Source organism: Pseudomonas phoenicis (assembly GCF_047302395.1).
GTDB lineage: Bacteria > Pseudomonadota > Gammaproteobacteria > Pseudomonadales > Pseudomonadaceae > Aquipseudomonas.
This window is the reverse complement of sequence record NZ_CP154852.1, coordinates 3,114,658-3,139,804: the sequence shown is the minus strand read 5'-3', so window position 1 is coordinate 3,139,804 and position 25,147 is coordinate 3,114,658. Positions and strand designations below refer to the sequence as shown.

20 protein-coding genes are annotated in these 25,147 nt (G+C 65.1%); 10 read left to right on the top strand and 10 right to left on the bottom strand.

Annotated features, from left to right (window positions below):
- The first annotated feature begins 8 nt into the window (after positions 1–8).
- The 3 genes from AA0Z93_RS14050 to argE are packed head-to-tail and all read left to right on the top strand — an operon-like array spanning position 9 to position 2,261.
- Entirely contained in the window at positions 9–437 is a 429-nt protein-coding gene (locus AA0Z93_RS14050) for a RidA family protein (protein WP_413048282.1), read from the top strand.
- Entirely contained in the window at positions 434–1,111 is a 678-nt protein-coding gene (locus tag AA0Z93_RS14045; protein ID WP_413048283.1) for a DUF1028 domain-containing protein, read from the top strand. Before AA0Z93_RS14050 ends, AA0Z93_RS14045 begins: the two co-directional genes overlap by 4 nt.
- A complete protein-coding gene (argE, locus tag AA0Z93_RS14040; RefSeq protein WP_413048284.1) occupies positions 1,104–2,261 on the top strand; it encodes an acetylornithine deacetylase in 1,158 nt (385 codons plus the stop codon). Before AA0Z93_RS14045 ends, argE begins: the two co-directional genes overlap by 8 nt.
- Positions 2,262–2,267: 6 nt before the next feature.
- Here argE and AA0Z93_RS14035 read toward each other — a convergent pair whose 3' ends face one another.
- Entirely contained in the window at positions 2,268–3,185 is a 918-nt protein-coding gene (locus AA0Z93_RS14035; protein ID WP_413048285.1) for a LysR family transcriptional regulator, read from the bottom strand.
- Between the two features lie 264 nt (positions 3,186–3,449).
- On the opposite strand from AA0Z93_RS14035, the gene AA0Z93_RS14030 reads away from it, so the two are divergent.
- Entirely contained in the window at positions 3,450–4,490 is a 1,041-nt protein-coding gene (locus AA0Z93_RS14030; protein WP_413048286.1) for an ABC transporter substrate-binding protein, read from the top strand.
- Here AA0Z93_RS14030 and AA0Z93_RS14025 read toward each other — a convergent pair.
- The 4 genes from AA0Z93_RS14025 to AA0Z93_RS14010 form a co-directional block, all read right to left on the bottom strand.
- Positions 4,487–5,227: a hypothetical protein gene (locus tag AA0Z93_RS14025; RefSeq protein WP_413048287.1), complete on the bottom strand. Its 741-nt coding sequence runs from the start codon at positions 5,225–5,227 to the stop codon at positions 4,487–4,489. The genes AA0Z93_RS14030 and AA0Z93_RS14025 overlap by 4 nt on opposite strands.
- A 138-nt stretch (positions 5,228–5,365) precedes the next feature.
- Positions 5,366–6,247, bottom strand: coding sequence for a carboxylate/amino acid/amine transporter (locus AA0Z93_RS14020; protein WP_413048288.1), 882 nt, complete (start codon positions 6,245–6,247; stop codon positions 5,366–5,368).
- 145 nt (positions 6,248–6,392) lie between these two features.
- The gene (locus AA0Z93_RS14015) at positions 6,393–6,992 is read right to left on the bottom strand and encodes an FMN-dependent NADH-azoreductase (RefSeq protein ID WP_413048289.1); all 600 of its coding nucleotides are present in this window, start codon (positions 6,990–6,992) and stop codon (positions 6,393–6,395) included.
- A gap of 105 nt (positions 6,993–7,097) precedes the next feature.
- Complete coding sequence (locus AA0Z93_RS14010) at positions 7,098–7,412, bottom strand: 3-phosphoglycerate kinase (protein WP_413048290.1); 315 nt, start codon at positions 7,410–7,412, stop codon at positions 7,098–7,100.
- Between the two features lie 47 nt (positions 7,413–7,459).
- Here AA0Z93_RS14010 and AA0Z93_RS14005 point away from each other — a divergent pair, with 47 nt between their 5' ends.
- The 3 genes from AA0Z93_RS14005 (at position 7,460) to AA0Z93_RS13995 (ending at position 11,211) form a co-directional block, all read left to right on the top strand.
- A complete protein-coding gene (locus tag AA0Z93_RS14005; RefSeq protein ID WP_413048291.1) occupies positions 7,460–8,383 on the top strand; it encodes a LysR family transcriptional regulator in 924 nt (307 codons plus the stop codon).
- Between the two features lie 375 nt (positions 8,384–8,758).
- Entirely contained in the window at positions 8,759–9,316 is a 558-nt protein-coding gene (locus AA0Z93_RS14000; RefSeq protein WP_413048292.1) for a peptidylprolyl isomerase, read from the top strand.
- A 62-nt stretch (positions 9,317–9,378) separates the two neighbouring features.
- The gene (locus AA0Z93_RS13995) at positions 9,379–11,211 is read left to right on the top strand and encodes an ABC transporter ATP-binding protein (protein WP_413048293.1); all 1,833 of its coding nucleotides are present in this window, start codon (positions 9,379–9,381) and stop codon (positions 11,209–11,211) included.
- A 193-nt stretch (positions 11,212–11,404) separates the two neighbouring features.
- On the opposite strand, the gene AA0Z93_RS13990 is transcribed toward AA0Z93_RS13995, so the two are convergent.
- Positions 11,405–12,532, bottom strand: coding sequence for a GNAT family N-acetyltransferase (locus tag AA0Z93_RS13990; protein WP_413048294.1), 1,128 nt, complete (start codon positions 12,530–12,532; stop codon positions 11,405–11,407).
- 240 nt (positions 12,533–12,772) lie between these two features.
- Between AA0Z93_RS13990 and AA0Z93_RS13985 the strand changes: the two genes are divergently transcribed.
- Positions 12,773–14,017 carry a putative porin gene (locus AA0Z93_RS13985; RefSeq protein WP_413048295.1) on the top strand — a complete coding sequence of 415 codons (1,245 nt, stop codon included), beginning with the start codon at positions 12,773–12,775 and terminating at the stop codon, positions 14,015–14,017.
- An 82-nt stretch (positions 14,018–14,099) separates the two neighbouring features.
- On the opposite strand, the gene AA0Z93_RS13980 is transcribed toward AA0Z93_RS13985, so the two are convergent.
- The 4 genes from AA0Z93_RS13980 to fadD2 all read right to left on the bottom strand — a co-directional run bounded on the left by AA0Z93_RS13980 (position 14,100) and on the right by fadD2 (position 23,165).
- Complete coding sequence (locus AA0Z93_RS13980) at positions 14,100–15,221, bottom strand: beta-ketoacyl-ACP synthase III (RefSeq protein ID WP_413048296.1); 1,122 nt, start codon at positions 15,219–15,221, stop codon at positions 14,100–14,102.
- A gap of 159 nt (positions 15,222–15,380) precedes the next feature.
- Entirely contained in the window at positions 15,381–19,286 is a 3,906-nt protein-coding gene (gene hrpA / locus AA0Z93_RS13975) for an ATP-dependent RNA helicase HrpA (RefSeq protein WP_413048297.1), read from the bottom strand.
- A gap of 202 nt (positions 19,287–19,488) precedes the next feature.
- On the bottom strand, positions 19,489–21,186 hold the full coding sequence (gene fadD1, locus AA0Z93_RS13970; RefSeq protein ID WP_413048298.1) for a long-chain-fatty-acid--CoA ligase FadD1: 1,698 nt from the start codon (positions 21,184–21,186) through the stop codon (positions 19,489–19,491).
- A 293-nt stretch (positions 21,187–21,479) separates the two neighbouring features.
- Positions 21,480–23,165 carry a long-chain-fatty-acid--CoA ligase FadD2 gene (gene fadD2 / locus AA0Z93_RS13965; protein ID WP_413048299.1) on the bottom strand — a complete coding sequence of 562 codons (1,686 nt, stop codon included), beginning with the start codon at positions 23,163–23,165 and terminating at the stop codon, positions 21,480–21,482.
- A 394-nt stretch (positions 23,166–23,559) separates the two neighbouring features.
- Here fadD2 and AA0Z93_RS13960 point away from each other — a divergent pair, with 394 nt between their 5' ends.
- Both AA0Z93_RS13960 and AA0Z93_RS13955 read left to right on the top strand, forming a co-directional pair.
- Positions 23,560–24,030 carry a MaoC family dehydratase gene (locus AA0Z93_RS13960; RefSeq protein ID WP_296268982.1) on the top strand — a complete coding sequence of 157 codons (471 nt, stop codon included), beginning with the start codon at positions 23,560–23,562 and terminating at the stop codon, positions 24,028–24,030.
- 106 nt (positions 24,031–24,136) lie between these two features.
- The gene (locus AA0Z93_RS13955) at positions 24,137–24,847 is read left to right on the top strand and encodes a 4'-phosphopantetheinyl transferase family protein (RefSeq protein WP_413048300.1); all 711 of its coding nucleotides are present in this window, start codon (positions 24,137–24,139) and stop codon (positions 24,845–24,847) included.
- The last annotated feature ends 300 nt before the right edge of the window (positions 24,848–25,147 follow it).

The following is a 25,147-nucleotide window of genomic DNA, read 5'->3' as shown; positions in this document are numbered from 1 at the left end:
AGCTTTCGATGCCGACCCATACCCGCATCCGCATGTTCAACACCAAGACCACCTACCCCAACCAGTCGCTGGACAACGACCTGTGCCAGGCCGTGCGCGCCGGCAACACCGTATACGTGCGCGGCCAGGTCGGTACCGACTTCGACGGCAACCTGGTGGGCCTGGGCGATGCCGCAGCGCAGGCCGAACAGGCCATGAAGAACGTCAAGCAACTGCTCGAAGAGGCCGGCAGCGACCTGTCGCACATCGTCAAGACCACCACCTACCTGATCGATCCGCGCTACCGCGAACCGGTGTACCAGGTGGTAGGCAAATGGCTGCGCGGGGTGTATCCGATTTCCACCGGGCTGGTGGTCTCGGCCCTGGGGCAGCCGCAGTGGCTGATGGAAATCGATGTGATCGCCGTGATCCCCGAAGCAGAGGCGTCGCGCCCATGACCTTTTCGATCATCGGCCGCTGCGCCGACACCGGCCAGCTGGGCATCGCCATCAGCTCTTCGAGCATCGCCGTCGGTGCGCGCTGCCCCTGGGTGCGCGCAGGGGTCGGCGCGGTGTCGACGCAGAACGTCACCTTGCCCGCGCTCGGCCCGGACATCCTCGACCTGCTCGAACAGCAGTCGCTCAGCCCGCAACAAGCGCTGGAGCGCGCCTTGAACGCCAGCGGCTGGAGCCAGTACCGACAAGTGACGGTGATCGACGGCCAAGGTCGGGTGGCGCTGTTCAGCGGTCGGCAGGCATTGGGCATCTTCAACGCCGTACAGGGCGAGCAGTGCGCCGCAGCGGGCAACCTGCTGGCCGCGCCCGAGGTGATCCAGGCCATGGTCGATGCCTTCGAGCAGACGACCGGTGCATTGGCCGACCGATTGCTGGCGGCCATGCACGCGGCGATGGCGGCCGGCGGCGAAGCCGGCCCTGTGCATTCGGCAGCCCTCAAGATCGCGGGCGACCTGGTCTGGCCGATCGTCGACCTGCGCGTGGACTGGGCCGAGCACGACCCGATCGGTCAGCTCGACGGGCTGTGGCGCGCCTACCAGCCGCAGATGCAGGACTACCTGACCCGCGCCCTGGACCCCACCGCCGCGCCCACCTACGGTGTGCCGGGCGATGAATGAGCCCAGCAGCCGCGCGCTGCTCGCGCATTTGGTGGGGTTCGCCACCGTCAGCCGCGACTCGAACCTGGCGCTGATCGAGTTCATCGCCCAGTACCTGAGCGGCCATGGCATCGAAGCCGAGCTGCTGTTCAACGAGGCCGGCGACAAGGCCAGTCTGTTCGCCACCTTGGGCCCGGACATCGCCGGCGGCATCGTGCTCTCGGGCCACACCGACGTGGTGCCGGTGGATGGCCAGGCCTGGTCGGTACCACCGTTCGAGCTGAGTGAGGCCGATGGCCGCTTGTACGGCCGTGGCACGGCCGACATGAAGGGCTTCATCGCCTGCGTGCTGGCCGCCGTACCGAAGCTGTTGGCCAAACCCCTGCGCAGCCCGGTGCACCTGGCGTTTTCCTACGACGAAGAAGTCGGTTGCCTGGGCGTGCGGCCGATGCTCGCCGCGCTCGATCAACGCCCGCACAAGCCGCGCCTGTGCCTGATCGGCGAGCCCAGCGAGCTGCAACCGGTGCTCGGCCACAAGGGCAAGCTGGCCATGCGCTGCGAGGTGCAGGGCCTGGCCTGCCACTCGGCCCATGCGCCCTCGGGCGTGAACGCCATCGAATACGCCGCGCGGCTGATCGGCCATCTGGGTGACCTCGGCGAGGCCCTGGCCGCGCCCGAACACCACGACACGCGCTTCGACCCGCCCTACTCCACCGTGCAGACCGGCGTCATCCACGGCGGCCGCGCCTTGAACATCGTACCGGCCGAGTGCGCCTTCGACTTCGAGGTGCGCACCTTGCCCGGCTTCGATGCCCAGCAGGTGGTCGACGATTTGCAGACCTATGCCCAGCAACGGCTGCTGCCACGCATGCACGCGGTCGATCCGGACACGGGCATCCGCCTGCAACCGCTCAGCGCCTACCCTGGGCTGGCCACCGCGACCGACAGCGAGGCGGCACGCTTGCTGGCATATCTGTGCGGTTCGGAGGCCTTCACCACCGTGGCGTTCGGCACCGAGGGCGGGCTGTTCGACGAAGCGGGCATTCCGACCGTGGTCTGTGGGCCGGGGAGCATGGCGCAAGGGCACAAGCCGGACGAGTTCGTCACCCTGGAACAGCTCGACGGCTGCGATGCCATGCTCCAGCGCCTGGCCGATCATTTGCAGCACTAAGCGCGCTCAACCGGCCTGACTCAATGCCGTGAGCCGCTCGCGGCAGTAGTCGACGAAGGCCTGCGCCGGTTTGGTCAGTTGCCCTTTGCGCAGCCGTGCGCTGACCAGCCCCGAGGACGTGACCGGCTCGGCGATGTCCAGCGTGACCAGGCTCTGCCCGTCGTAGGTGTGGCTGGAAAACGGCCGCGTCACCAACAAGGAAAAGCCGAAGCCCTGGCCGACCATGCCACGCACCATTTCGATCGACGGCGAGCCGAAGACGATGTTCGGCGTCAGGCCCAGTTCGTGGAACAGGCTGACGAAGTAGGTGCGGCTGGGCAGCACGTCGAGCAGGATCATCGGCTCGCGCACCAGGTCGCGCAGCGACACTTCGCGCTGACCGGCATAGCGGTGGTTGGCCGGCAGCAGCACGTAGGGTTTCTGCGCCGGCATCAGAGGCTCGGTTTCGATGGTGTTGTCCAGCTCGTGGTCGTAGAGGAACGCCACGTCGAAGGCGCCGGCGGTCAGGCCCTGGACCAGCTCTTGCTGGTCGCCGTCACGCAGGCGAATGTCCACGCCAGGGTATTGCTTGCTGAAACCTGCGATCAGTTGCGGCAGGTACAGCGGCGCGACGGTTTCGAAACAGCCGATGTCGATCTGCCCGCTCATCACCTCGTTGTCGGCCAGGGCGTTCTGCTCGAATTCGTGGGCGATGCGCAGCAGCTCGCGGGCCTTGTGGTAGAAGCGCTTGCCGCTGGGGGTGAGCGACACGCCCTGGGCGTGGTGGCGGATGAACAGCTGGACGTTGAAGCTGCCTTCCAGGTTCTTGATGGCCGTGGCGATCGACGGCTGGGCGATGTACAGCTGGCGCGACGCTTCGGCCACGCTGCCGGCCTCGACGGTGGTCACGAAATACTTCAATTGCCGCAAGGTGTAGGCAGCCACGGGCACCTCGTAGGGCCGGCAGGCCGGAGTGGCCGTGCGCCAGCAGGGAAAGCCGACCTGCACAGTAGCGCAAAGGGCCTAACACCTTGGAGAGCTTTTTCATGGGAACGAAGCATATTTTTAATCGTTTTCCCACGGCCCGCAGTGGCGCACCATCGCAACATCGCTGACAAGAACAGTGTCGGGCGCCACTGGCGACCCGCTGCGTGCTGCACCTCTTACTGCCTCTGAATAATCACAACCACACGTAATGAGGGAGTTTCCATGCGTACCCGTACCGCGTCTCTGGGCCTTGCGCTGCTGGCCGCCGCCAGCCTGCAGGCCGTCGCCGATTCCTCCAGCCTGACCGTGATCTCCTTTGGCGGCGCGACCAAGGTCGCGCAGCAGAATGCCTACTTCAAACCCTTCGAGCAGAGCGGCGCGGGCAGGATCGTGGCCGGTGAGTACAACGGCGAGCTGTCGAAGATCAAGGCCATGGTCGATGTCGGCCATGTGTCCTGGGACGTGGTCGAGGTGGAAAGCCCCGAGCTGATCCGCGGCTGCGAGTCGGGGCTGTTCGAGCGTCTGGACCCCTCGATCATCGGTGAGGCCTCGACCTTCCTGCCCGGCACCGTGAGCGAATGCGGGGTGGCCAGCTACGTATGGTCGATGGTGCTGGCCTACAACCCGCAGAAGCTCAAGCAAGGCCCGGCCTCCTGGGCCGACTTCTGGGACATCCAGCGCTTCCCCGGCAAGCGCGGCCTGCGCAAGGGCGCCAAGTACACCTTGGAAGTGGCGCTGCTGGCCGACGGCGTGTCGCGTGAAGACCTGTACAAGGTGCTGGCCACCCCCGAAGGTGTGGACCGCGCGTTCAAGAAGCTCGACCAGATCAAGTCCAGCATCCAGTGGTGGGAGGCCGGCGCGCAGCCGGCGCAGTGGCTGGTGGCGGGCGATGTGGTGATGTCGGCGGCCTACAACGGCCGTATCGCCTCGGCGCAGAAGGAAGGTTCGGCGCTGTCGATCGTCTGGCCGGGCAGCCTGTACGACCCGGACCACTGGGCCATCGTGCGCGGCAGCCCGAACAAGGCCCTGGCCGAAACCTTCATCCGCTTCGCCAGCCAGGCCGACGCGCAGCAGGCCTTCTCGACCCAGATCCCTTACGGCCCGATCCGCCAGGACGCCCTGGCCAAACTGCCTGCCGACGTGCAACGGCAACTGCCCACCGCCCCGGAAAACCTGGCCCAGGCGCAGTTGGTGGACGCCGAGTTCTGGGTGGACCATGGCGAGGAGTTGGAGGAGCGGTTCAATGCGTGGGCGGCTCGCTAACTGTAGTCGAAAGTGAACAACACCAACCCTTCCACCGGTTCATAGAACATCACGATGGTGTCCGCACCCTGGGTGCGGTAATGCCAGCCCGGCACGCTGGCAATGTGCAGGAAGCGGCGGCCGGCCGGGCTGAGGGGGTAGACGGCCGAGTCGCCGCTGTCGTCGTCGGCCTCGACGATGTGCATGGGAAACTCGACGGTTTCGACCCAATTGGCGCGGCCGTCTACCTCGCCGCCCAGTTGCGTGACGAATTCCTGGGGTGCCGAGTCCGGCCACTCCAAACGCCGTAACGTGCCGCTGGCGCGGAACGCTTGCACAGTGGCAGCGTAAGACTGGTGCTGATCGGCGTAATGCTGCTCCAGTTCGGCCTTGAGTTCGGGCGACTGCGCGTGCTGCGGGACGTTGTCACGGTGCAGGAAGAAATAGCGTGGATCGCCACACAGACGGTAACGACCCTCCTCCACCTTGAAGCCGATCCAGTTGGTCTTGAGCAGATCGCCGTGGAAGCCTTCCCATTCGGTGTGCTCGCCGACCAGGCCCTCGTAGGGCTCCAGCGGGCTGAGCATGTGCAGCACGCCCGACCACTCGGGGTTCAGCGTGGCGATGTCCAGGCTGAACAAGGGGTGGAGGTGCTCGGCCAGATCGAGCTGGTCTGGCACGAAAACGGCCTCGGCGCTGGGAAAGGGCAACATGCCGGTTGGGATGCGGGTGTAGTCCACGGGATTGTCCTGCGTCATCGAATCAACTCCTGTTTTGGATCATAGGGGGCGAGCGGCCTCGAGTGCGTTCGCTTGGACCATAGACGCCGTCCTGGAGTGCGCCGGGGCGGTTGAAAGCGGCCGGTCAGCTGCCGAAAGCGCATCCAGTATCCGGCGTCATCGCTTCTGGCCAACCCCCGCAATGACTACTGGCCGCTGTCCCAACCGACTCATCCACACCGACGCCAGAATCACCCCACCGCCGAGCAACAACCGCCCCAGCGGCGCGCTCTGGTTCCAGATCAGCAGGTTCAGCACCAGCCCCACCGGCACATGCAGGTTGTTCATCACCGCCAGCGTGGCGCCGGGCACCAGGCAGGCGCCCTTGTTCCACCAGTACAGCCCCAGCGCGGTGGGCACCAGCCCAAGGAACGCCAGCACCTGCCACTGCACCGCCGTGCTCGGCAGGTGCGCGGCGTTGCCGAACAGCAGGAAACCGGGCAAGGCCACCAGCAAGGCGCCGAGGTAGAAGTAGCCGAAGCGTCGGTAATGCGGGAGGTCGCTGGGGTTGCGTGCGACCAGATGGCGGTACAGCACCTGGCCGGCGGCATAGGTGAAGTTGGCCAGTTGCAGCAACAGGAAGCCGATGAGGAAGTCGCCGCTGATGCTGTCGAAACGGATCACTGCGGCGCCCGCCACGGCCACGGCGGCGGCCAGCAACGCCCAAGGGTTGAAGCGCCGGTTCAGGGCGTCTTCGATGAGCGTCACGTGCAGCGGTGTGAGGATGGTGAACAGCAGCACCTCCGGCACGCTGAGCACGCGAAAGCTCAGGTACAGGCACACGTAGGTGATGCCGTACTGCAGAGCGCCGATCAGCAGCAGCGAGCGCATGAAGCGCGGCTCGACCTGGCGCCAGCGGGTCAGCGGCAGGAACACCAGCGCCGCCAGCACCACGCGGGCCAGCACGGCGAAATAGCTGTCGACCTGGCCGGCCAGGTACTCGCCGATCAGGTTGAAGGAAAACGCCTGGATCAGCGCGACGACGATCAGATAGCCCATGGTGGCCCCTCGAAATACAAGGCGGCGACCTTAGCGGCTGGGCCGCGGCAGTTCAACACGCGCATAAAAAAGCCCGACCATCTGGGCCGGGCAGCTACACCCAAAGGAGCGAAAACGGGTGTCAGGTTTTGGGAATTCAGAAGGCTCAGGCCACGGCGGCCAGGCGCGCCTTGGCGTCGCGCAGGCCCTTTTCGTGGAACTCGCCGCTCATGTTCAGGCCTTCGGCGTGCACGAAATCGACGTCATGGATGCCGATGAAGGCCAGCACCTGGCGCAGGTAGGGTTCCTGATGGTCGCTGGCCGCCCCGGCATGGATACCGCCACGGGCCGTGAGCACGATGGCGCGCTTGCCGCTGAGCAGCCCCTGTGGACCGGTCGGGGTGTACTTGAAGGTGATGCCGGCGCGCAGCACGTGGTCGAGCCAGGCTTTCAGCGTGCTGGGGATGGTGAAGTTGTACATGGGCGCGGCCAGCACCAGGACATCGGCGGCGAGCAGTTCGTCGGTGAGGATGTTGGAACGGGTCAGCGCCTCGATCTCGGCACCGGAGCGCTCGGCTTCGGGCTTGGTCCAGCCACCGAGCAGGTCGGCGTCCAGGTGCGGCACTGGCTTGGCAGCGAGGTCACGCAGCGAGATGACGTCGTCCGGGTGCGCACTCTGCCACTGGCTGACGAATTCGCGGGTCAGCTGACGCGAGGTGGAGTCCTGCTGGCGGGCGCTGCTTTCGATGATCAGTACGTGGGCCATGGAGCCTCCATCGGGAACGGGGTGCGTTGCAATGGAGACGAGATTACCGATTGACCGATCGATAAAAAAGCGTAAAAAGTGGGTGCTATCTATCTAATACTTCGCTTATTTGCCTGCGCACTCGACGACGACGCGTAGCCGCAGCACTTCGCGGTGGAAGCGCACCGTCGCGCTGGCGCGCTGTCCGGGCTCTACCGTCAGGCGCCGTACGCGGGGCGCTTCGGGGCCGTTGCGCAAGGTCACCTTGCACGCCGCCGGCACCTGGCCGTAATTGCTCAGGGTGATCGCGCCGAGGTCGGGCGCGGGGTCGCTGGCGCTGGCGTCGACCTTGACGCCGTCGAGCCGTTTTTCCACCTCGATGGGATAGGCCATGGCGGCCAGCGGCAGGCAACTCAGCAAGACCAGGCAATATCTATTCATTGGGCGCGCTCCTTGAAGCGCGCAGCTTAGGCCATCGGGAGATCGAGATGAAAGCGCCACGCGTAACCCTGGATCAGTGGCGGACCTTGCAGGCCGTGGTCGACCACGGCGGTTTCGCCCAGGCCGCCGAAGCCTTGCACCGTTCGCAGTCATCGGTCAGCTACACCGTGGCGCGCATGCAGGAGCAGCTCGGCGTGCCGCTGCTGCGCATCGACGGACGCAAGGCCGTGCTGACCGAGGCCGGCAGCGTGCTGCTGCGCCGTTCGCGGCATCTGGTCAAACAGGCCAGCCAGTTGGAAGACCTCGCCCACCACATGGAACAGGGTTGGGAGGCCGAGGTGCGGGTGGTGGTCGACGCGGCCTACCCCAGTGCGCGCCTGGTGCGTGCGCTCAGCGCTTTCATGCCGCAGAGCCGCGGCTGCCGCGTGCGCTTGCGCGAGGAGGTGCTGTCGGGGGTCGAGGAAGTGCTGCACGAAGGCATCGCCGACCTGGCCATCAGCAGCTACAGCATCGGCGGTTACCTGGGCAGCGAGTTGAGCGCGGTGGAGTTCGTCGCCGTCGCCCACCCCGAACACAGCCTGCACCGCGCCAACCGCGAACTGACCTTCCAGGACCTGGAAAGCCAGCTGCAAGTGGTGATCCGCGACTCGGGCCGCGCGCAACCGCGCGATGTGGGCTGGCTTGGCGCCGAGCAGCGCTGGACGGTGGGCAGCCTGGGCACGGCGGCCACCTTCGTCAGCAGTGGCCTGGGCTTTGCCTGGCTGCCGCGGCACATGATCGAGCGCGAGCTGCGCGAGGGCGTGCTCAAGCCCTTGCCACTGGACCAGGGCGGGCGCCGGCATCCTTTGTTCTACCTGTACTCGAGCAAGGAAAAGAGCTTGGGGCCGGCCACGCAGATCCTCATCGAGCTGCTGCGCAACTTCGACACCGCCCCGCTGGACGTGCCGTTTGCGGCGCCGGCGCAGGCTTGATGCGGCATTCGGGCAAGGAGCGGGACATAGCCATTACCCGTAGCATCCCCTCGGCGGCCTGGCTGCTGCTGTTCGCTTGGGCAATCAAGGCCGCTGCGCAGCCCTGAACAGCGCGGCGTTGCCAAGCTTATGTCAGCCGGGCCTGGTGGAACGCTTCACGCCAACCCACTGTCCGAACGCAGGGGATCGTCGCCCAGCATGGCGCCCACTGGCGTGGCGCCCCCTCAGGCGCCCCATGCCGCCTGATTCGGCACCCCTGGCTGGCAGTCATCGAAGAATCCCGGCAGGCTATGCCGCTGCGTTCACCGCATTCCTGCCAACCTGCCCCGCCTTGGTTTTCGACGGCGGCCTCTTTCTACAAGGACTTTCACGCCCATGCTGAAAAAACTACTGCTCGCCACCTGCTCCCTGGCCCTGGCCACCAGCGTCATGGCCTCCGACAAGACCCCGCACGTACTGCTCGACACCAGCTTCGGCCCGGTGGAAATCGAGCTCAACGCCGAGAAGGCGCCCATCAGCACCAAGAACTTCCTCAGCTACGTCGACAAGGGGTTCTACAACAACACCATCTTCCACCGCGTGATCCCGGGCTTCATGGTCCAGGGCGGCGGCTTCACCGAACAGATGGTGCAGAAGGAAACCGCCGACCCGATCCGCAACGAAGCCAGCAACGGCCTGATGAACACCCGCGGCACGCTGTCGATGGCGCGTACCTCCAACCCGAACTCGGCCACCAGCCAGTTCTTCATCAACGTAGCCGACAACGACTTCCTCAACCCGGGGCGCGACAGTGGCTACGCGGTGTTCGGCAAGGTGACCAAGGGCATGGAGGTGGTCGACCAGATCGTCAAATCGCCCACCACCGTGAAGAAAGGCATGCGCGACGTACCGGCCGATCCGGTGTTCATCAAATCGGCCAAACGCATCGACTGACCGCTGGCTGCACAAGGATGTGCACCGCACCGCGGACGCAATGATCAGGAGTGTTGTAACCCATGTTGTACCGCCGTTTCGAACGCCTCATCGACATCTTCCGCGCAGCCCCGAGCGAAGCGCCGCCCAGCCAGGTGCTGCCGTTCTATCTCTATTACATGCGCCAGGTCTGGCCGTGTTTCCTTGCCCTGCTGGTGGTCGGTCTGGTCGCCTCGCTGATCGAAGTGGCGATGTTCAGCTTCCTCAGCCGCATCATCGACCTGGCCCAGGGCGCACCCAACGTCAACTTCTTCAGCGAGCACAGCGGCGAGCTGACCTGGATGCTGGTGGTGGTGCTGATCCTGCGGCCGGTGTTCTTCGGCCTGCACGACCTGCTCGTGCACCAGGCCATCAACCCCGGCATGACCAGCCTGATCCGCTGGCAGAACCACACCTACGTGCTGCGCCAGAGCCTGAACTTCTTCCAGAACGACTTCGCCGGGCGCATCGCCCAGCGCATCATGCAGACCGGCAACTCGTTGCGCGATTCGGCGGTGCAGGCGGTGGACGCGCTGTGGCACGTGTTGATCTATGCCGTTACTTCGCTGGTGCTGTTCGCCGAGGCCGATTGGCGGCTGATGCTGCCACTGCTGGCGTGGATCTTCGGCTATGTCGCGGCGCTGTGCTATTTCGTGCCGCGGGTCAAGGCACGTTCGGTGATCTCCTCCGACGCCCGCTCCAAATTGATGGGGCGCATCGTCGACGGCTACACCAACATCACCACGCTCAAGCTGTTCGCCCACACCGACCACGAGCAGCGCTACGCCCGCGAAGCGATCCGCGAGCAGACCGAAAAGACCCAGCTCGCCTCGCGCGTGGTGACCAGCATGGATGTGGCCATCACCAGCCTCAACGGGCTGCTGGTGGTCGGTACCACGGGGTTGGCGCTGTGGCTGTGGTCGCAGTCGCTGATCAGCGTCGGCGCCATCGCCCTGGCTACGGGTCTGGTGATCCGCATCGTCAACATGTCGGGCTGGATCATGTGGGTGGTCAACGGCATCTTCGAGAACATCGGCATGGTCCAGGATGGCTTGCAGACCATCGCCCAGCCGCTGACCGTACGCGACAAGCCCGATGCGCCGGCGCTGCAGGTCGAGCGCGGCGCGGTGCACTTCCATCAGGTGGACTTCCACTACGGCGAGGCGCGTAACGTCATTCAGGGACTGGAGCTGAACATCCGTCCCGGTGAGAAGATCGGCCTGATCGGCCCTTCCGGCGCGGGCAAATCGACGCTGGTCAACCTGCTGTTGCGCCTGTACGACATCCATGGTGGGCAGATTCTGATCGATGGGCAGGACATCGCCGAGGTCGACCAGGACAGCCTGCGCGCGCAGATCGGCATGATCACCCAGGATACGTCGCTGCTGCACCGCTCGATCCGCGAGAACCTGCTGTACGGTCGGCCCGAGGCCAGCGAGGCGCAGATGCGCGACGCGGTGCACCAAGCGCGTGCCGATGAGTTCATCCCGCTGTTGTCCGATGCCGAAGGCCGCACCGGTTATGACGCCCACGTCGGCGAGCGTGGCGTGAAGCTCTCCGGCGGCCAGCGCCAACGCATCGCCATCGCGCGGGTGCTGCTCAAGAACGCGCCGATCCTGATCATGGACGAGGCCACTTCGGCGCTGGACTCCGAGGTGGAAGCGGCGATCCAGGAGAGCCTGGAGACCTTGATGCAAGGCAAGACCGTGATCGCCATCGCCCACCGTTTGTCGACCATTGCGCGCATGGATCGGCTGGTGGTGCTGGAACAGGGGCGTATCAAGGAGATCGGCAGCCATGCCGAACTGTTGGCGCAGAAGGGATTGTATGCGCGGTTGTGGCAGCACCAGACAGGTGGGTTCGTGGGGGTGGATTGACCGGGTTGGACAGATCGGCGTGCATCGCTACCAAATGTGGGAGTGCCCAGTTTGGCGCTCCGATTGGCCGCGAGCCCGTACCGCAGGCCCAGTCCAGCTGACAGGGTTCGCCAAGAGAAGGTACTGCCTGGATAGGGCCGGCGTTGCCGGCCATCGCGGCTAATCGGAGTGCCGAACCGGTCGCTGCCGGCCGCTACTCGACCCGGTAGGGCAACAGCGTTCGCGCCTCTGCGGCATAGGCCTGAACGCCAGCCCGCTCTTCGATGAGAAAATCCTCCACCGCCTTGCGCAAGCCCGGATGCCGCAGGTAATGCCACGACCGGGTGATCACCGGCTCGAAGCCGCGGATCAGTTTGTGCTCGCCTTGGGCGCCGGCGTCGAAACGGCTCAGGCCCTGTTCGATGGCCAGTTCCATGCCTTGATAGAAACAGGTTTCGAAGTGCAGCCGGTCGAACTCGTCCAGGCACCCCCAATAACGTCCGTAGAAGGTTTCGCTGCCCACCAGGCTCAAGGCCATGGCCACGTCGCGGCTGCCTTGCCGGGCGATCACCACCTGGATGGCCCCGGGCATGCGCTCGCCGATCAGGCTGAAGAACTCGCGGGTCAGGTACGGCGCACGGCCGCGCACGGCGTAGGTGTTGGCGTAGCAACGGTAGACGAAATCCCACTGCGCCTGGCTCAACTGCGCCCCGGTGAAGCGCTCGAAGGCGATGCCCTGCCCGGCCACCTGCTCGCGCTCCTTGCGCATCTGCTTGCGCTTGCGCGAGGTCAGGGTGTCGAGAAAGTCCTGAAAGTCCCGATAGCCGCGGTTGCGCCAATGGAACTGGCAGCCCAGGCGCTCCTGCCAATCGGCCTGCCCCGCCAACAAACCATCGAACGCCGGATCGGTGAAGTTGATGTGCGCGCCCGACAACTGCCCTTTGTTCAAATATTCCGGCAACGCCTGCAACAAGGTTTGCCCATCCGCCGCATCACGGGTCAGCAGACGCGGGCCGCTCACCGGGCTGAAGGGCACCGCGCCGAGCAGTTTGGGGTAGTAGGCGATGCCCGCCCGCTCGCAGGCCTCGGCCCAGCCATGGTCGAACACGTATTCGCCGAACGAGTGCCATTTGCGGTACGCCGGCAGCAGCGCGCAGACCTCGCCATCGCGCTCCAGCACCAGGTGCTCGGCCGCCCAGCCGGTTTGCCGGCAGACGCTGGCGCTGTCTTCCAGGGCGCTGAGAAAGGCATGGCGCAGAAAGGGTTGGTCGGCCGGAACGAAAGCGTCCCAGGTGCTTGCGGGCAGGTCGTGCAGGTGGGCAAGGCTGTGCAGGCTGATCACGGCATCTACTCAAGCAGGAGGTCGATGCAGTATCCAGTAACAACCTACCCCGACTCAAACCCTGATGCCTTAACCGCACCGCCATCAATCGGACACGATTCTGTCACGCCCCCCCCGCAATACTTGCGCCTGTTTTCCGGAACCCGAGAAACCTGTCTAGACAGGGCCTTTCCGGAAGCTCGCCAACTTTGCCGGGGCAGGCATCTGCGCCTCCCCCACACTTTCCAACGGGAGAACTGTATGCGCGTTGTTTCTACACTTACCGGATTCAGCCTGACCGGCCTGGTGCTGGCCCTGAGCACTCCGGCCAGTGCTGCCGTCGACGCCAAGCTGCTGGACATGCTGCGGGCCAACGGCTCGATCAATCAGGCGCAATACAGCGAATTGCAGGCGGATCTCGCCAACGAGAACAAGGAAAAGGCCGCGCAGAAGGCGCAGGTCGAACGCGCGAGCTCCTTCGAACAGAAAGTCGCCTGGGCCGCCAAGACCCAGGTCAAAGGCGATGTGCGCCTGCGCTACGAAGACGTCAACGTCGACAACCCGATCAGCCGCAGCAACAACCAGGACCGCGAGCGCGTCCGTGCTCGGGTCGGCTTCTACAGCGAGATCAACCCGCAGGTCGACGCCGGCGTGCGCATCGCCACCGGCAGCAGCGCCGACGGCCGCTCGACCAACCAGAGCCTGGACAACTACTTCGAGAAGAAATCCTTGTGGGTGGACCTGGCCTACCTCGACTGGCACCCCACCGGCATCCCCAACCTGCACCTGATCGGCGGCAAGATGCCGCAGCCATGGATGAGCGTGGGCGACATCATCTGGGACAGCGACCTCAACCCCGAAGGCGTGGCCGCCACCTACAAGCACGACCTGGGTGGCGCCGAAGTGTTCGGCAGTGCCGGCCACTACACGCTCAAGGACAACGTCGACGGCGACGGCGTGCAGTACAAGCACGACGCGCAGCTGTACCACGCGCAACTGGGCACCAAGTTCGCCGCCACCGATGCGTTGAAGTTCACCTTGGGCGCCAGCCTGTACGCCTACGACAACGACAAGCCGTCGGCCTTCCTGCGCGCCCTGGGCAACACCACCGACGAGTTCCAGCTGGTCGAAGGCTTCGGCCAGATCGACTACACCGGCTTTGCCATCCCGCTGTCGGCCTATGGCCAATACGTGAAGAACACCGAAAGCACCGACGGCATGGACCAGGCATGGCTGACCGGCGTGAAGACCAAGCTCGGCGCCTGGAGCCTGGACTACAACTACCGCGACGTGCAGCGTAACGGAGTGGTCAGCGCCTTCACCGACTCGGACTTCGGCAACGGCTTCACCGGTTCGCGCGGCCACAAGCTCAAGGTCGGCTACGAGATCGACAAGAACTTCTCCCTGGGCGCGGCCTACCTGATGGCCAAGACCGACTACTCCAACCTGCCCGACAGCAACGCCAGCGTCGATACCTTGCAGGTGGACCTGGAAGCGAAGTTCTAAGCCTCATCGCCTTCTGGCAATACGAAAAACGGGAAGCGTCGCTTCCCGTTTTTTCGTCTTCATGCCCGGTGCCGCTACGGCATCAGCGCTTGCGCAGCAGCACGCTGCCGATCGAGTACCCCGCGCCGAACGAGCTGAGCACGCCCAGCGCGCCCGGTTGCAAGTCGTCCTGGTACAGGTGGAAGGCGATCACCGAGCCGGCCGAACTGGTGTTGGCGTAACGATCGAGGATCACCGGCGCCTCGTCCTCGCTCACCTCGCGCCCCAGCAGCTTCTTGACGATCAGGTGGTTCATGCTGAGGTTGGCCTGGTGCAGCCAGAAACGTTGCACGTCGCTCGGCTGCATGCCGTTCTCGCTCAGGTGCTCGGCGATCAGCTCGGCGACCATCGGGCATACCTCGCGGAACACCTTGCGCCCTTCCTGCACGAACAGCTTGTCGGCATCGGCGGCATGGCCTTCGGCGGCGCGGTTGAGGAAGCCGAAGTTGTTGCGGATGTTGTTGGAGAACTGGGTCAGCAGGCGCGTGCTGACGATGTCGAACTGGTGCGCCGAGGTGGCTTTGTCCTGGCGCTCGATCAGCACCGCGGTGGCGGCGTCGCCGAAGATGAAGTGGCTGTCGCGGTCACGGAAATTGAGGTGCCCGGTGCACACCTCCGGGTTGACCATCAGCACCGCACGGGCCTGGCCCAGCTGCACGCTGTTGGCGGCGGTCTGGATGCCGAAGGTGGCCGAGGAACAGGCCACGTTCATGTCGAACGCGAAGCCCTGAATGCCCAGCGCCTGCTGCACTTCGATGGCGATGGCCGGGTATGGGCGTTGCAGGTTGGAGCAGGCGACGATCACCCCGTCGACGTCGGCGGCGCTGCGCCCGGCACGTTGCAGCGCCTGGCGCGCGGCGGCCACGGCCATCTCGCAGAGCACCGAGGGTTCGTCGTCGCTGCGCTCGGGCAGGTTCGGCTTCATGCGTTGCGGGTCGAGAATGCCGGCCTTGTCCATGACGTAGCGGCTCTTGATCCCCGACGCCTTTTCGATGAACGCGGCATTGGATTCTGGCCAAGGCTCGACCTCGCCGCGCTCGATGGCCTCGGCCTGCTCGCGGTTGGCCTGTTGCGCCCAGGTATTGAAGGATTCCACAAGCTCTTCGTTGGAAATGCTCTGGGCCGGGGTATACAGGCCGGTGCCGCTGATCACGACGTTATGCACGGTGGTTCCTCTAATCGGGGGCCAGCCTCCAGACGGGCGGCGGCAAAGGTCAGGATGCTGGCACGGGCGTACCAACGTTGAAACGGCGACATCCCCCAGTGAAACCGGGGGTGTCAGCTCAATAGGTAAACGGCGGCCAGTGTGCCACAAATTAAGGAATCAACCCTCCACCTGGCTCCACTGCTTGCTCAGGCGCTTGTCCGAGATCGGCACCTTGGTGCCCAACTGCTGGGCGAACAGCGACACCCGGTATTCCTCCAGCCACCAGCGGTACAGGGCCAGTTGCTCGTCGCGCTTGCCTTCTTGGGCGTGCTTGTCGAGGCGAGCCTTGTATTGCGCCCAGAGGTTGCTCAACTCGCCGCTCCAGACGCGGTCCTTCTGCACCTGGGCGCCGAGTTTTTCCAGACGCAGTTCGATGGCCTTGAGGTAACGCGGCAGCTCCTTGAACCACTGGCTCGGGGTCTCGCGTACGAAGCCGGGATAGACCAGGTTGCCCAGTTGCTGGCGGATGTCGTTGAGCGACACCGCCTGGCTCAGGTCGATCTTGCCTTTGAAGCGCTTCTGCAAGCCGTGCCATAGTTTGAGCACCTCCAGCGTTTGCCGCGCCAAGCGCTCGGCATGCTCGGCCCAAGCGCCGCGTTTGCGCTCGGCCAGGGTCGCCAGGGCTGCGCCTTCGCGGGGCAACTGCGCTTCGCCTTCGAGGATGCAGCTGTCGAGGCTGGCCAGCAGGATGTCTTCGACCAGCGCTTCGCTGCGACCCAACTCGCGGTACAGCAGGCCCAGCTCGGTGAGCCCCGGCAGCTTGCCGCGCAGGAACTTGGCGGGCTCGGCCAACTGCTGCAACAGCAGGCGCTGCAAGGCGCGGCGGTGCTGGTACTGCGCCTCGGCCTGGGTCGAGAAGCGGCCTTCGCGCACGCTGCCGCCCTCCTCGACCAGCGCCGGGTACACGGTCAGCGACAGGCCGGCGATCTTCTGCTGGGTGGTCTGCGCCACCTGGGCGAAGGCTTTGGCCTGCACCGGCTGCTCGGCTTTGTCGGTGCGCGGCAGGGCCAGCGCGGCCTGGCTGGCGGCGGCGAAGCGTGCGGTCAGCTCGGCCAGGTCACGGCCTTCGCCGAGGAACTTGCCCTGGCCGTCGACCACTTCGATGTTCATGCGCAAATGGCTTTCCACCTGCGCCACCGACTCGGCCCAGGCCTCGTCCGACACCCGCGCACCGGTCATGCGCAGCAGTTCCTGGCCCAGCGCCTGGGGCAAGGCCCCCGCGCCGAAGCTCAGCCGGGCCAGTGCCGCCTTGACGAAGTCCGGCACCGGCACGAAGTTCTTGCGCAGCGCCTTGGGCAGATTGCGCACCAGGGCGATGCACTTGGCTTCCAGCAAGCCCGGCACCAGCCATTCCAGGCGCTCGCCCGGCAGGCTCGGCAGCAACGGCGCCGGTACCCGCACGGTCACGCCGTCGCGCGGGTGGTTGGGTTCGAAATGGTAGGTCAAGGGCAGACGCAGATCGCCGACCTTGAGGCTGTCGGGGTACTGCGCCGCCGTCACCTCGCTGGCTTCGCGCGCCAGCACGTCTTCCTCGCGCATGATCAGCAGGTCGGGCTGCTTCTGGCTGTTCATGCGGTACCAGGCGTCGAAGGTCGCGGTCTGGTGGATTTCGGCCGGCAGCCGTGCTTCGTAAAAGCCGTAGAGGGTCTCTTCGTCGGCCAGGATGTCGCGCCGACGGGCCTTGGCCTCCAGCGCGTCGAGCTGTTCGAGCAGGCGCTTGTTGGCCGCCAGGCACTTGGCACGGGACTGGATCTGCCCGCCGACCAGGCCTTCGCGGATGAACAGTTCGCGCGAGGCGACCGGGTCGATGGGGCCGAAGTGCACCGGGCGGCGGCCGACCACGATCAGGCCGTACAAGGTGATCTGCTCGAAGGCCACCACCTGGCCGCGCTTTTTCTCCCAGTGCGGCTCGAAGTGGTTTTTCTTGATCAGGTGACCGGCCAGGGGCTCGATCCAGTCCGGCTCGATCTTGGCCACCATGCGTGCGTACAGCTTGGTAGTCTCGACCAGTTCGGCGGCCATGACCCACTGCGGCCGTTTGCGGCCGATGCCTGACGAAGGATGGACCCAGAAGCGCCGTTGCCGTGCGCCCTGGTAGTCGCCCTCCTCGCTTTTCTGTCCGATCTGGCTGAGCAGGCCGCTGAGGATGGCCTTGTGCATACGCGGAAAATCTGCCGGCTCCTTGTTCACGACCAGTTGCAAGTCGCGGCAGATCAGCGCCAGTTGCCGGTGCGCATCGCGCCATTCGCGTAAGCGCAAGTAGTTGAGGAACTGCTTGCGGCACCAGGCGCGCAGCGGGTTGGCGGTCAGCGCCTGGCGCTGCTCCTCGAAACCGCGCCACAGATTGACCAGCGCGGCGAAGTCCGAGTCCGCGTCTTTCCACTGCGCGTGGGCCTGGTCGGCGGCCTGCTGGCGCTCGGGCGGACGCTCGCGTGGGTCCTGCACCGACAGGGCGCTGGCGACGATCAGCACTTCCTGCAAACTGCCCTGGCGCGCGCCTTCGAGCAGCATGCGGCCAAGGCGCGGGTCGATCGGCAGGCGCGCCAGTTGCCGGCCCAGGGGGGTGAGCTGATTCTCGCGGTTGACCGCCGAAAGCTCTTGCAAGAGGTTGAAACCGTCGGTGATGGCCTTGCCATCCGGCGGCTCGATGAACGGAAAAGCGTCGATCTTGCCCAGGCGCAGGTGCAGCATCTGCAGGATCACCGCCGCCAGGTTGGTGCGCAGAATCTCGGGGTCGGTGAAGGCCGGCCGGCCGTTGAAATCTTCTTCGCTGTACAGCCGGATGCAGATGCCCGGCTCGACCCGGCCGCAACGGCCTTTACGCTGGTTGGCGCTGGCCTGGGACACCGCCTCGATGGGCAGGCGCTGGACCTTGGCGCGGTAGCTGTAGCGGCTGATGCGCGCGGTGCCGCTGTCGATCACGTAGCGGATGCCCGGCACCGTCAGCGAAGTTTCCGCGACGTTGGTGGCCAGTACCACGCGCCGCCCGGGGTGTGACTGGAAGATGCGCTGCTGCTCGGCCGGTGACAGCCGTGCGTACAACGGCAGAATCTCGGTGTGGCGCAGTTGCGCCTTGCGCAGCATGTCGGCGGCGTCGCGGATTTCCCGCTCGCCGGGCAGGAACACCAGCACGTCGCCCGGCCCCTTGCTCTGGCCGCGCTCGTGGGCGGCGATCTCGTCCAGGGCGGCGAGGATCGCCTGGTCGACCGTCAGGTCGTCTTCCAGAGCATTGCCCTCTTCGTCCTGTTCGCTGGTCAGCGGGCGGTACCAGGTCTCCACCGGGAAGGTGCGCCCCGACACCTCGATGATCGGCGCGTCGTCGAAGTGCTTGGAAAAGCGCTCGAGATCGATGGTCGCCGAGGTGATGATCAGCTTGAGCTCGGGACGCCGGTGCAGCAGCGTCTTCAGGTAACCGAGCAGAAAATCGATGTTCAGGCTGCGTTCGTGGGCTTCGTCGACGATGATCGTGTCGTAGCGTTCGAGCAGGCGGTCGTGCTGGGTTTCGGCCAGCAGGATGCCGTCGGTCATCAGCTTGACCAAGGTGTTGGCGTCGCTCTGGTCTTCGAAGCGCACCTGATAGCCGACCAGCCCGCCCAGGGGCGTGCCGACTTCCTCGGCCACCCGCGCCGCCACGCTGCGCGCCGCGATGCGCCGCGGTTGGGTGTGGGCGATCAGGCCATGACGGCCGCGGCCCAGCTCCAGGCAGATCTTGGGCAGCTGGGTGGTCTTGCCGGAACCGGTTTCGCCGGCGATGACCAGCACCTGATGTTCGGCCAGGGCCTTCTTGATGTCGTCGCGCTTGGCGGCGATGGGCAGACTGTCGTCATAGCGGATGACCGGCACGCTCCGCTCGCGGGCCACCACTTGCGCGCAGGATGCCTGTACCTTCTCGACCCACTGCTCCAGGCGTGCTTCGTCTGGCCGTTTGCGCAGGTCGTGCAGTTGCCGACGCAGGCGGTGGCGGTCGGCGATCATGGCGTGGTCGAGGTTGTGCAGCAGCTGGTCGATGGTGTGGTCTGTCATGGGTCTCGGGCGTGAGCAGGGCTGGCCTGCCTGGGCATGATCGGCATTCATAGGGGCGCGATTGTCGCAGATTTGTGCCTGTTCGGCACGATGGGGGCTGTTGTGGCAGGCGGGGGATCGTCGTCGAGCGGATTGCCGACGAAGGTCCGCTGAGGGCCTTCATCGGTGCAGGGTAGCGGCGTCGTTGCGAGCGCCGGCCAGGTCAGGCGCTTTTCTTGATGCCGAGTTTCTTCAGTTCTTCGTCGCGCAGCTCGCGGCGCAGGATCTTGCCGACATTGGTGGTGGGCAGCGAATCACGGAACTCGATCTGCCGCGCCACCTTGTAGCCGGTGAGGTTGGCGCGCATGTGCTCGGTCACCTGTTCCTTGGTCAGGGTGGTGCCGGGTTTGAGCACCAGGAACACCTTGATCAGCTCGCCGGACTTTTCGTCCGGAATGCCGATGGCGGCGCACTGCACCACGCCCGGCAGGCCGGCCAGGACGTCTTCGATCTCGTTGGGGTACACGTTGAAACCCGAGACCAGGATCATGTCTTTCTTGCGGTCGACGATGCGCATGTAGCCATCGGGCTGGATCACGGCGATGTCGCCGGTTTTCAGCCAGCCCTGGTCGTCGAGGATTTCCGCTGTGGCCTCCTCGCGCTGCCAGTAACCCTTCATGACCTGCGGACCCTTGACGCACAACTCGCCGACTTCGCCCAGCGGCAGTTCGGCGCCGCTGTCGTCGATGACCTTGCACAGGGTCGACGGCACGGGAATGCCGATGGTGCCGATCTGGATGGCCTGCACCGGGTTGACCGTAGCGACCGGGCTGGTCTCGGTCATGCCGTAGCCTTCGCAGATGGCGCAGCCGGTGACGGCTTTCCAGCGCTCGGCCACGCTCAGTTGTAGGGCCATGCCGCCCGACAGGGTGACTTTCAGTGCCGAGAAGTCCAGACCGCGGAAGCCTTCGTGGTTGCACAGCGCCACGAACAGCGTGTTGAGGCCGACGAAGCCGCTGAACTTCCACTTGCGCAATTCCTTGACCACCGCCGGCAAGTCGCGGGGGTTGCTGATCAGCACGTTGTGGTTGCCGATCAGCATCATGGCCATGCAATGGAAGGTGAAGGCATAGATGTGGTACAGCGGCAGCGGCGTGATGAGGATCTCGCAACCTTCCTTGAGGTTGGCCCCCATCAAGGCGCGGCATTGCAGCATGTTGGCCACCAGGTTGCGGTGGGTCAGCATCGCGCCTTTTGCCACGCCAGTGGTGCCGCCCGTGTATTGCAGCACCGCCACGTCGTCGGCAGCCGGGTTGGCCTCGACCACCGCCTGGCCACGGCCCTTGGCCAGTGCGTCGTTGAAACGCACGGCCTGGGGCAGATGATAGGCCGGCACCATCTTCTTCACGTATTTGATGACGCTGTTGATCAGCAGGCGCTTGAGGGGCGGCAGCAGGTCGGCCACTTCGGTGACGATCACGTGCTTGACGGCGGTTTGGGGCACCACCTTTTCCGCCAGGTGCGCCATGTTCGCCAGGCACACCAGCGCTTTGGCGCCGGAATCCTTGAACTGGTGCTCCATTTCCCGCGCGGTGTACAGCGGGTTGGTGTTGACCACGATCAGGCCGGCGCGCATGGCGCCGAACACCGCGACCGGGTATTGCAGGACGTTGGGCAGTTGCACGGCGATGCGATCGCCGGGCTGTAGGTCGGTGTGCTGCTGGAGCCAGGCGGCGAACTGGCCGGACAGGGCATAGAGCTCGCCGTAGGTCAGGGTCTTGCCGAAGTTGCTGAACGCCGGTTTGTCGGCGAAGCGCTGGCAGGATTGCTTGAGGACCGTCTGGACGTTGGGAAATTCGTCAGGATCGATCTCGGCCGCGATGCCGGCCGGATATTTGTCCTTCCAGAAATGTTCGATCATGGAGCCCCACTCCTTTAGCAACAGCGAATTCTCGCGCATTCATGCACTTATTATTGGGAGGCGATGGCGGCTGACTGCAACCGGAGCATCGAAAGCGCGCCGAGAGTATCAGCTTTGCCAGGGGGCGACCACATTCGAGCGAGGGCCAATCGGTCATTAAAAGGACTTATTTGCGTATATCAGTCACAAACGAAAATAGCCACGCGTGCGTTTCACAAGTGCGCTGTAATCTGCGGGCCAGTGCCGCTGGCGACGAATCCGGCGCTGGCCCGCAGGCTGTTTCGATCCGACGCTCAAGCCGAGTCGCGCAGTTCGCGGCGCAGGATCTTGCCCACCGGGGTCATGGGCAGCGCCTCGCGCACCACGATCTGGCGCGGCACTTTGTAGGCGGTGAGGTTGGCCTTGCAGTAGGCCTTGAGGTCTTCGACATCGACACCGCCTTCGCGAGCGACCACGAACAGCTTCACCGCCTCCCCGGTGCGTTCGTCGGCCACGCCGATGGCGGCGCAGTTGGCCACCTGCGGATGGCCCATGACCACGTCCTCGACCTCGTTGGGGTACACGTTGAAACCCGAGACGATGATCATGTCTTTCTTGCGGTCGACGATACGGGTGAAGCCGTCCGGGTCGATCACGGCGATGTCGCCGGTCTTGAGCCAACCGTCGGCGTCGAGCGTGTCGGCCGTGGCCGCTGGCTGTTGCCAGTAGCCCTTCATCACCTGCGGCCCCTGGATGCACAGCTCGCCTGGCGAACCCAGGGGTTGCTCGTGGCCTTGCTCGTCGATCACCTTGAAGGCGGTGCCCACCACCGGCACCCCCACCGTGCCGAGACGGGCCATCTGCCCATAGGGATTGGTACTGGCCACCGGCGAGGTTTCGGTCAGGCCGTAGCCCTCGACGATGCGGCAACCGGTCACCTGCTCCCAACGCTCGGCGGTGGCCTTGACCAGGGCCGTGCCGCCAGAGTTGGTCACTTTCAGCGCGGAGAAGTCCAGCGATTTGAAACCGGGGTGGTCCATCAGCGCGACGAACAGCGTGTTCAGGCCCAACAGCGCCGAGAAACGCCATTTGCCCAGCTCCTTGACGAAAGCGGGAATGTCGCGCGGATTGGAGATCAGCACGTTGTGGTTGCCGGTGGCGACCATGCACATGCAGTTCGCGGTGAATGCATAGATGTGGTACAGCGGCAGCGGCGCGATCATCACCTCGCGGCCTTCCTCGATCATCGGCTGGCCGTCGACGCCGTGCTGGGCGAAGCAGGCCAGCACTTGCAGCATGTTGGCGACCAGGTTGCCGTGGGTCAGCATGGCGCCCTTGGCCGGACCGGTGGTGCCGCCGGTGTATTGCAGCACGGCGATGTCGGCCTTGGTCTGCGGGATGGGTGTGTGGCGTAGCCGGCGCCCGTCGCGCAGCACTTGCTTGAAGGACAGCGCCTGGGGCAAGTGGTAGGCCGGCATCTTCTTCACCTTGTCCACCAGCAGGTTGACCAGCCAACCCTTGGCGCTGGGCAGCAGATCGCCGAGCCTGGCTTCGATCAGGTATTCGATGCCGCTATCGGCCTGCACCTCCTGCACCCGATCGCCGAACAGGTTCAGGTACACCAGCGCGCGCACGCCGGCGTCGCGGAACTGGTGGCGCATCTCCCGGGCGGTGTACAGCGGGTTGGTGTTGACCACCACCAGCCCCGCGCGCATGGCGCCGAACACGGCGATCGGATACTGCAGCACATTGGGCAGTTGCACCGCGATGCGGTCGCCGGGCTTGAGCGAGGTGTTCTGTTGCAGCCAGGCGGCGAAGGCCGCGCTGTGCCGGTCGAGGTCGGCGTAACTCAGGGTGAGGCCCAGGTTGCTGAAGGCCGGCCGGTCGGCGAAGCGCTGGCAGGCGTGCTCGAAGACCTCTACCACAGAGGCGTAGCGGGTGATGTCGAGGGCGGTGGGTACACCTGCCGGGCGTTTGTCGTTCCAGAAGTCGGCGTGCATTTATTGTTGTTCCTTTGCCTGGACGGGGAATGTCGGTTGGCCAGGGGCCTGACCCTGGCGGCGCCGTGCCCTGGAGCCGGCACGGCACCCATCGACGTTAGCAGTTGCCCGCCCGACTGGCGCTGGCCATTAACATCGTGAATCGTATTTTCCCAAGGCAGCCTATCCTTGAGCTTCGATCGGCATGGCCAGACCTACCTTGCGGACTGCACAGCGTGCTTTTTCCAATGCCCTCTGCCGTGGCGGACTCGCGGGACCGCAGCGATCGGTCGAGGAAATCGGTCGCAAAACCCCAACCGCCGATATACTGGCGGGCTTGAGCGCGCGCCGGTACACGGTCGACCTGCGCGCACCGACCCATTTGTCTCTCCCGACCGCCCGTTGAGGAACCCCGATGACCCAGGTCAGCAACACGCCCTACGAAGCCCTCGAAGTCGGCCAGACCGCCAGCTACGAGAAGTCGGTCGAAGAACGCGACATCCAGCTGTTCGCGGCCATGTCCGGCGACCACAACCCCGTGCACCTGGATGCCGAATTCGCCGCCAAGAGCATGTTCCGCGAGCGCATCGCCCATGGCATGTTCAGCGGCGCGCTGATCAGCGCCGCCGTGGCCTGCACCCTGCCCGGCCCCGGCACCATCTACCTGGGCCAGAAGATGAGCTTCCAGAAGCCGGTGAAGATCGGCGACACCCTGACCGTACGCCTGGAAATTCTCGAAAAACTGCCGAAATTCAAGGTCCGTATCGCCACCAACGTCTACAACCAGAACGACGAACTGGTGGTCGAAGGCGAAGCCGAAATCCTCGCGCCGCGCAAGCAGCAGACCGTCGAGCTGGTGTCGCCGCCGAACTTCGTCGCTGGCTGAATCCGCTGCCCGTACGCACCCTGTAACAGGCCCTCGAGCCGCCCTGAGTTGCATGGCTGGCCCGCCTGGCGCACAGCCATGAACCGCTTTCCCCGGATGTGCCTCAATGCCCGCATTGCCCCCGCAGCCCGCTTGCTGTGACCCGATCCAGTTCCACTGGCCTCTGCCCCGCCCCGTATCGGGCGCGGTTTTGGCCAGTTGCGCCTTCGACCCGTCACGGCTGGCGGCCGACGACTTCCAGCGCGCGGGCATCGAACAGACGGTGGCCCTGCACCGCTCGGTCGCCAAGCGCCAGGCCGAATACCTGGCCGGCCGCGTCTGCGCCCGCGCAGCCTTGCAGCGCCTCGATGGCCGCCTCTATGTGCCTGCCACGCAAACCGACCGCTCGCCCGCCTGGCCGGCCGGCATCCATGGTTCGATCACCCATGGCAAGGGTTGGGCCGCGGCAGTGGTGGTGGCCGACGGCGCTTGCCAGGGCATCGGCCTGGACCAGGAATGCCTGCTCGACGACGAGCGCGCCGAGCGCCTGGCTGCTGAAATCCTGACCCCGGCCGAATTGCAGCGCCTGGACCCGGCACTGGTCGGGCTGACGGTGACGCTGACCTTCTCCCTCAAGGAAAGCCTGTTCAAGACCCTCTACCCCCTCACCCAGCAGCGCTTTTACTTCGAACATGCCGAAATAGTGGAGTGGTCGCCAGCGGGCACGGCGCGGCTACGCCTGCTGACGGACCTGTCGCCGCGCTGGCGAAAAGGCGTGGAGTTGGAGGGACAATTCCGCTTGACCGACAAGCATCTTTTGAGCCTGGTCAGCGTCTGAAACAGCCGCGGCTGGACAGGCGGTCGCAAGCAATTTACGGGCTGAAAATCAACCGCAAAATTTCTTGCCTGCGTCGCTGTGTCCTGAAAAACGCCGCAACCTGCTTGGGACAAGGCCTACAGCGAATAACGAGATTTCACGCACACAGTACCCACAACTTATCCACAGGCGGGTCGCCTTGCAAAGGGGCCAGGACCGCATTATCTTGTATCGCATTCGCGGCCAACCACTACATGTTGGGTTTTGCGCCCGATTGCAAACACAAGTACGGACAAGAATTCAAATGATTTTTTGTGCGGA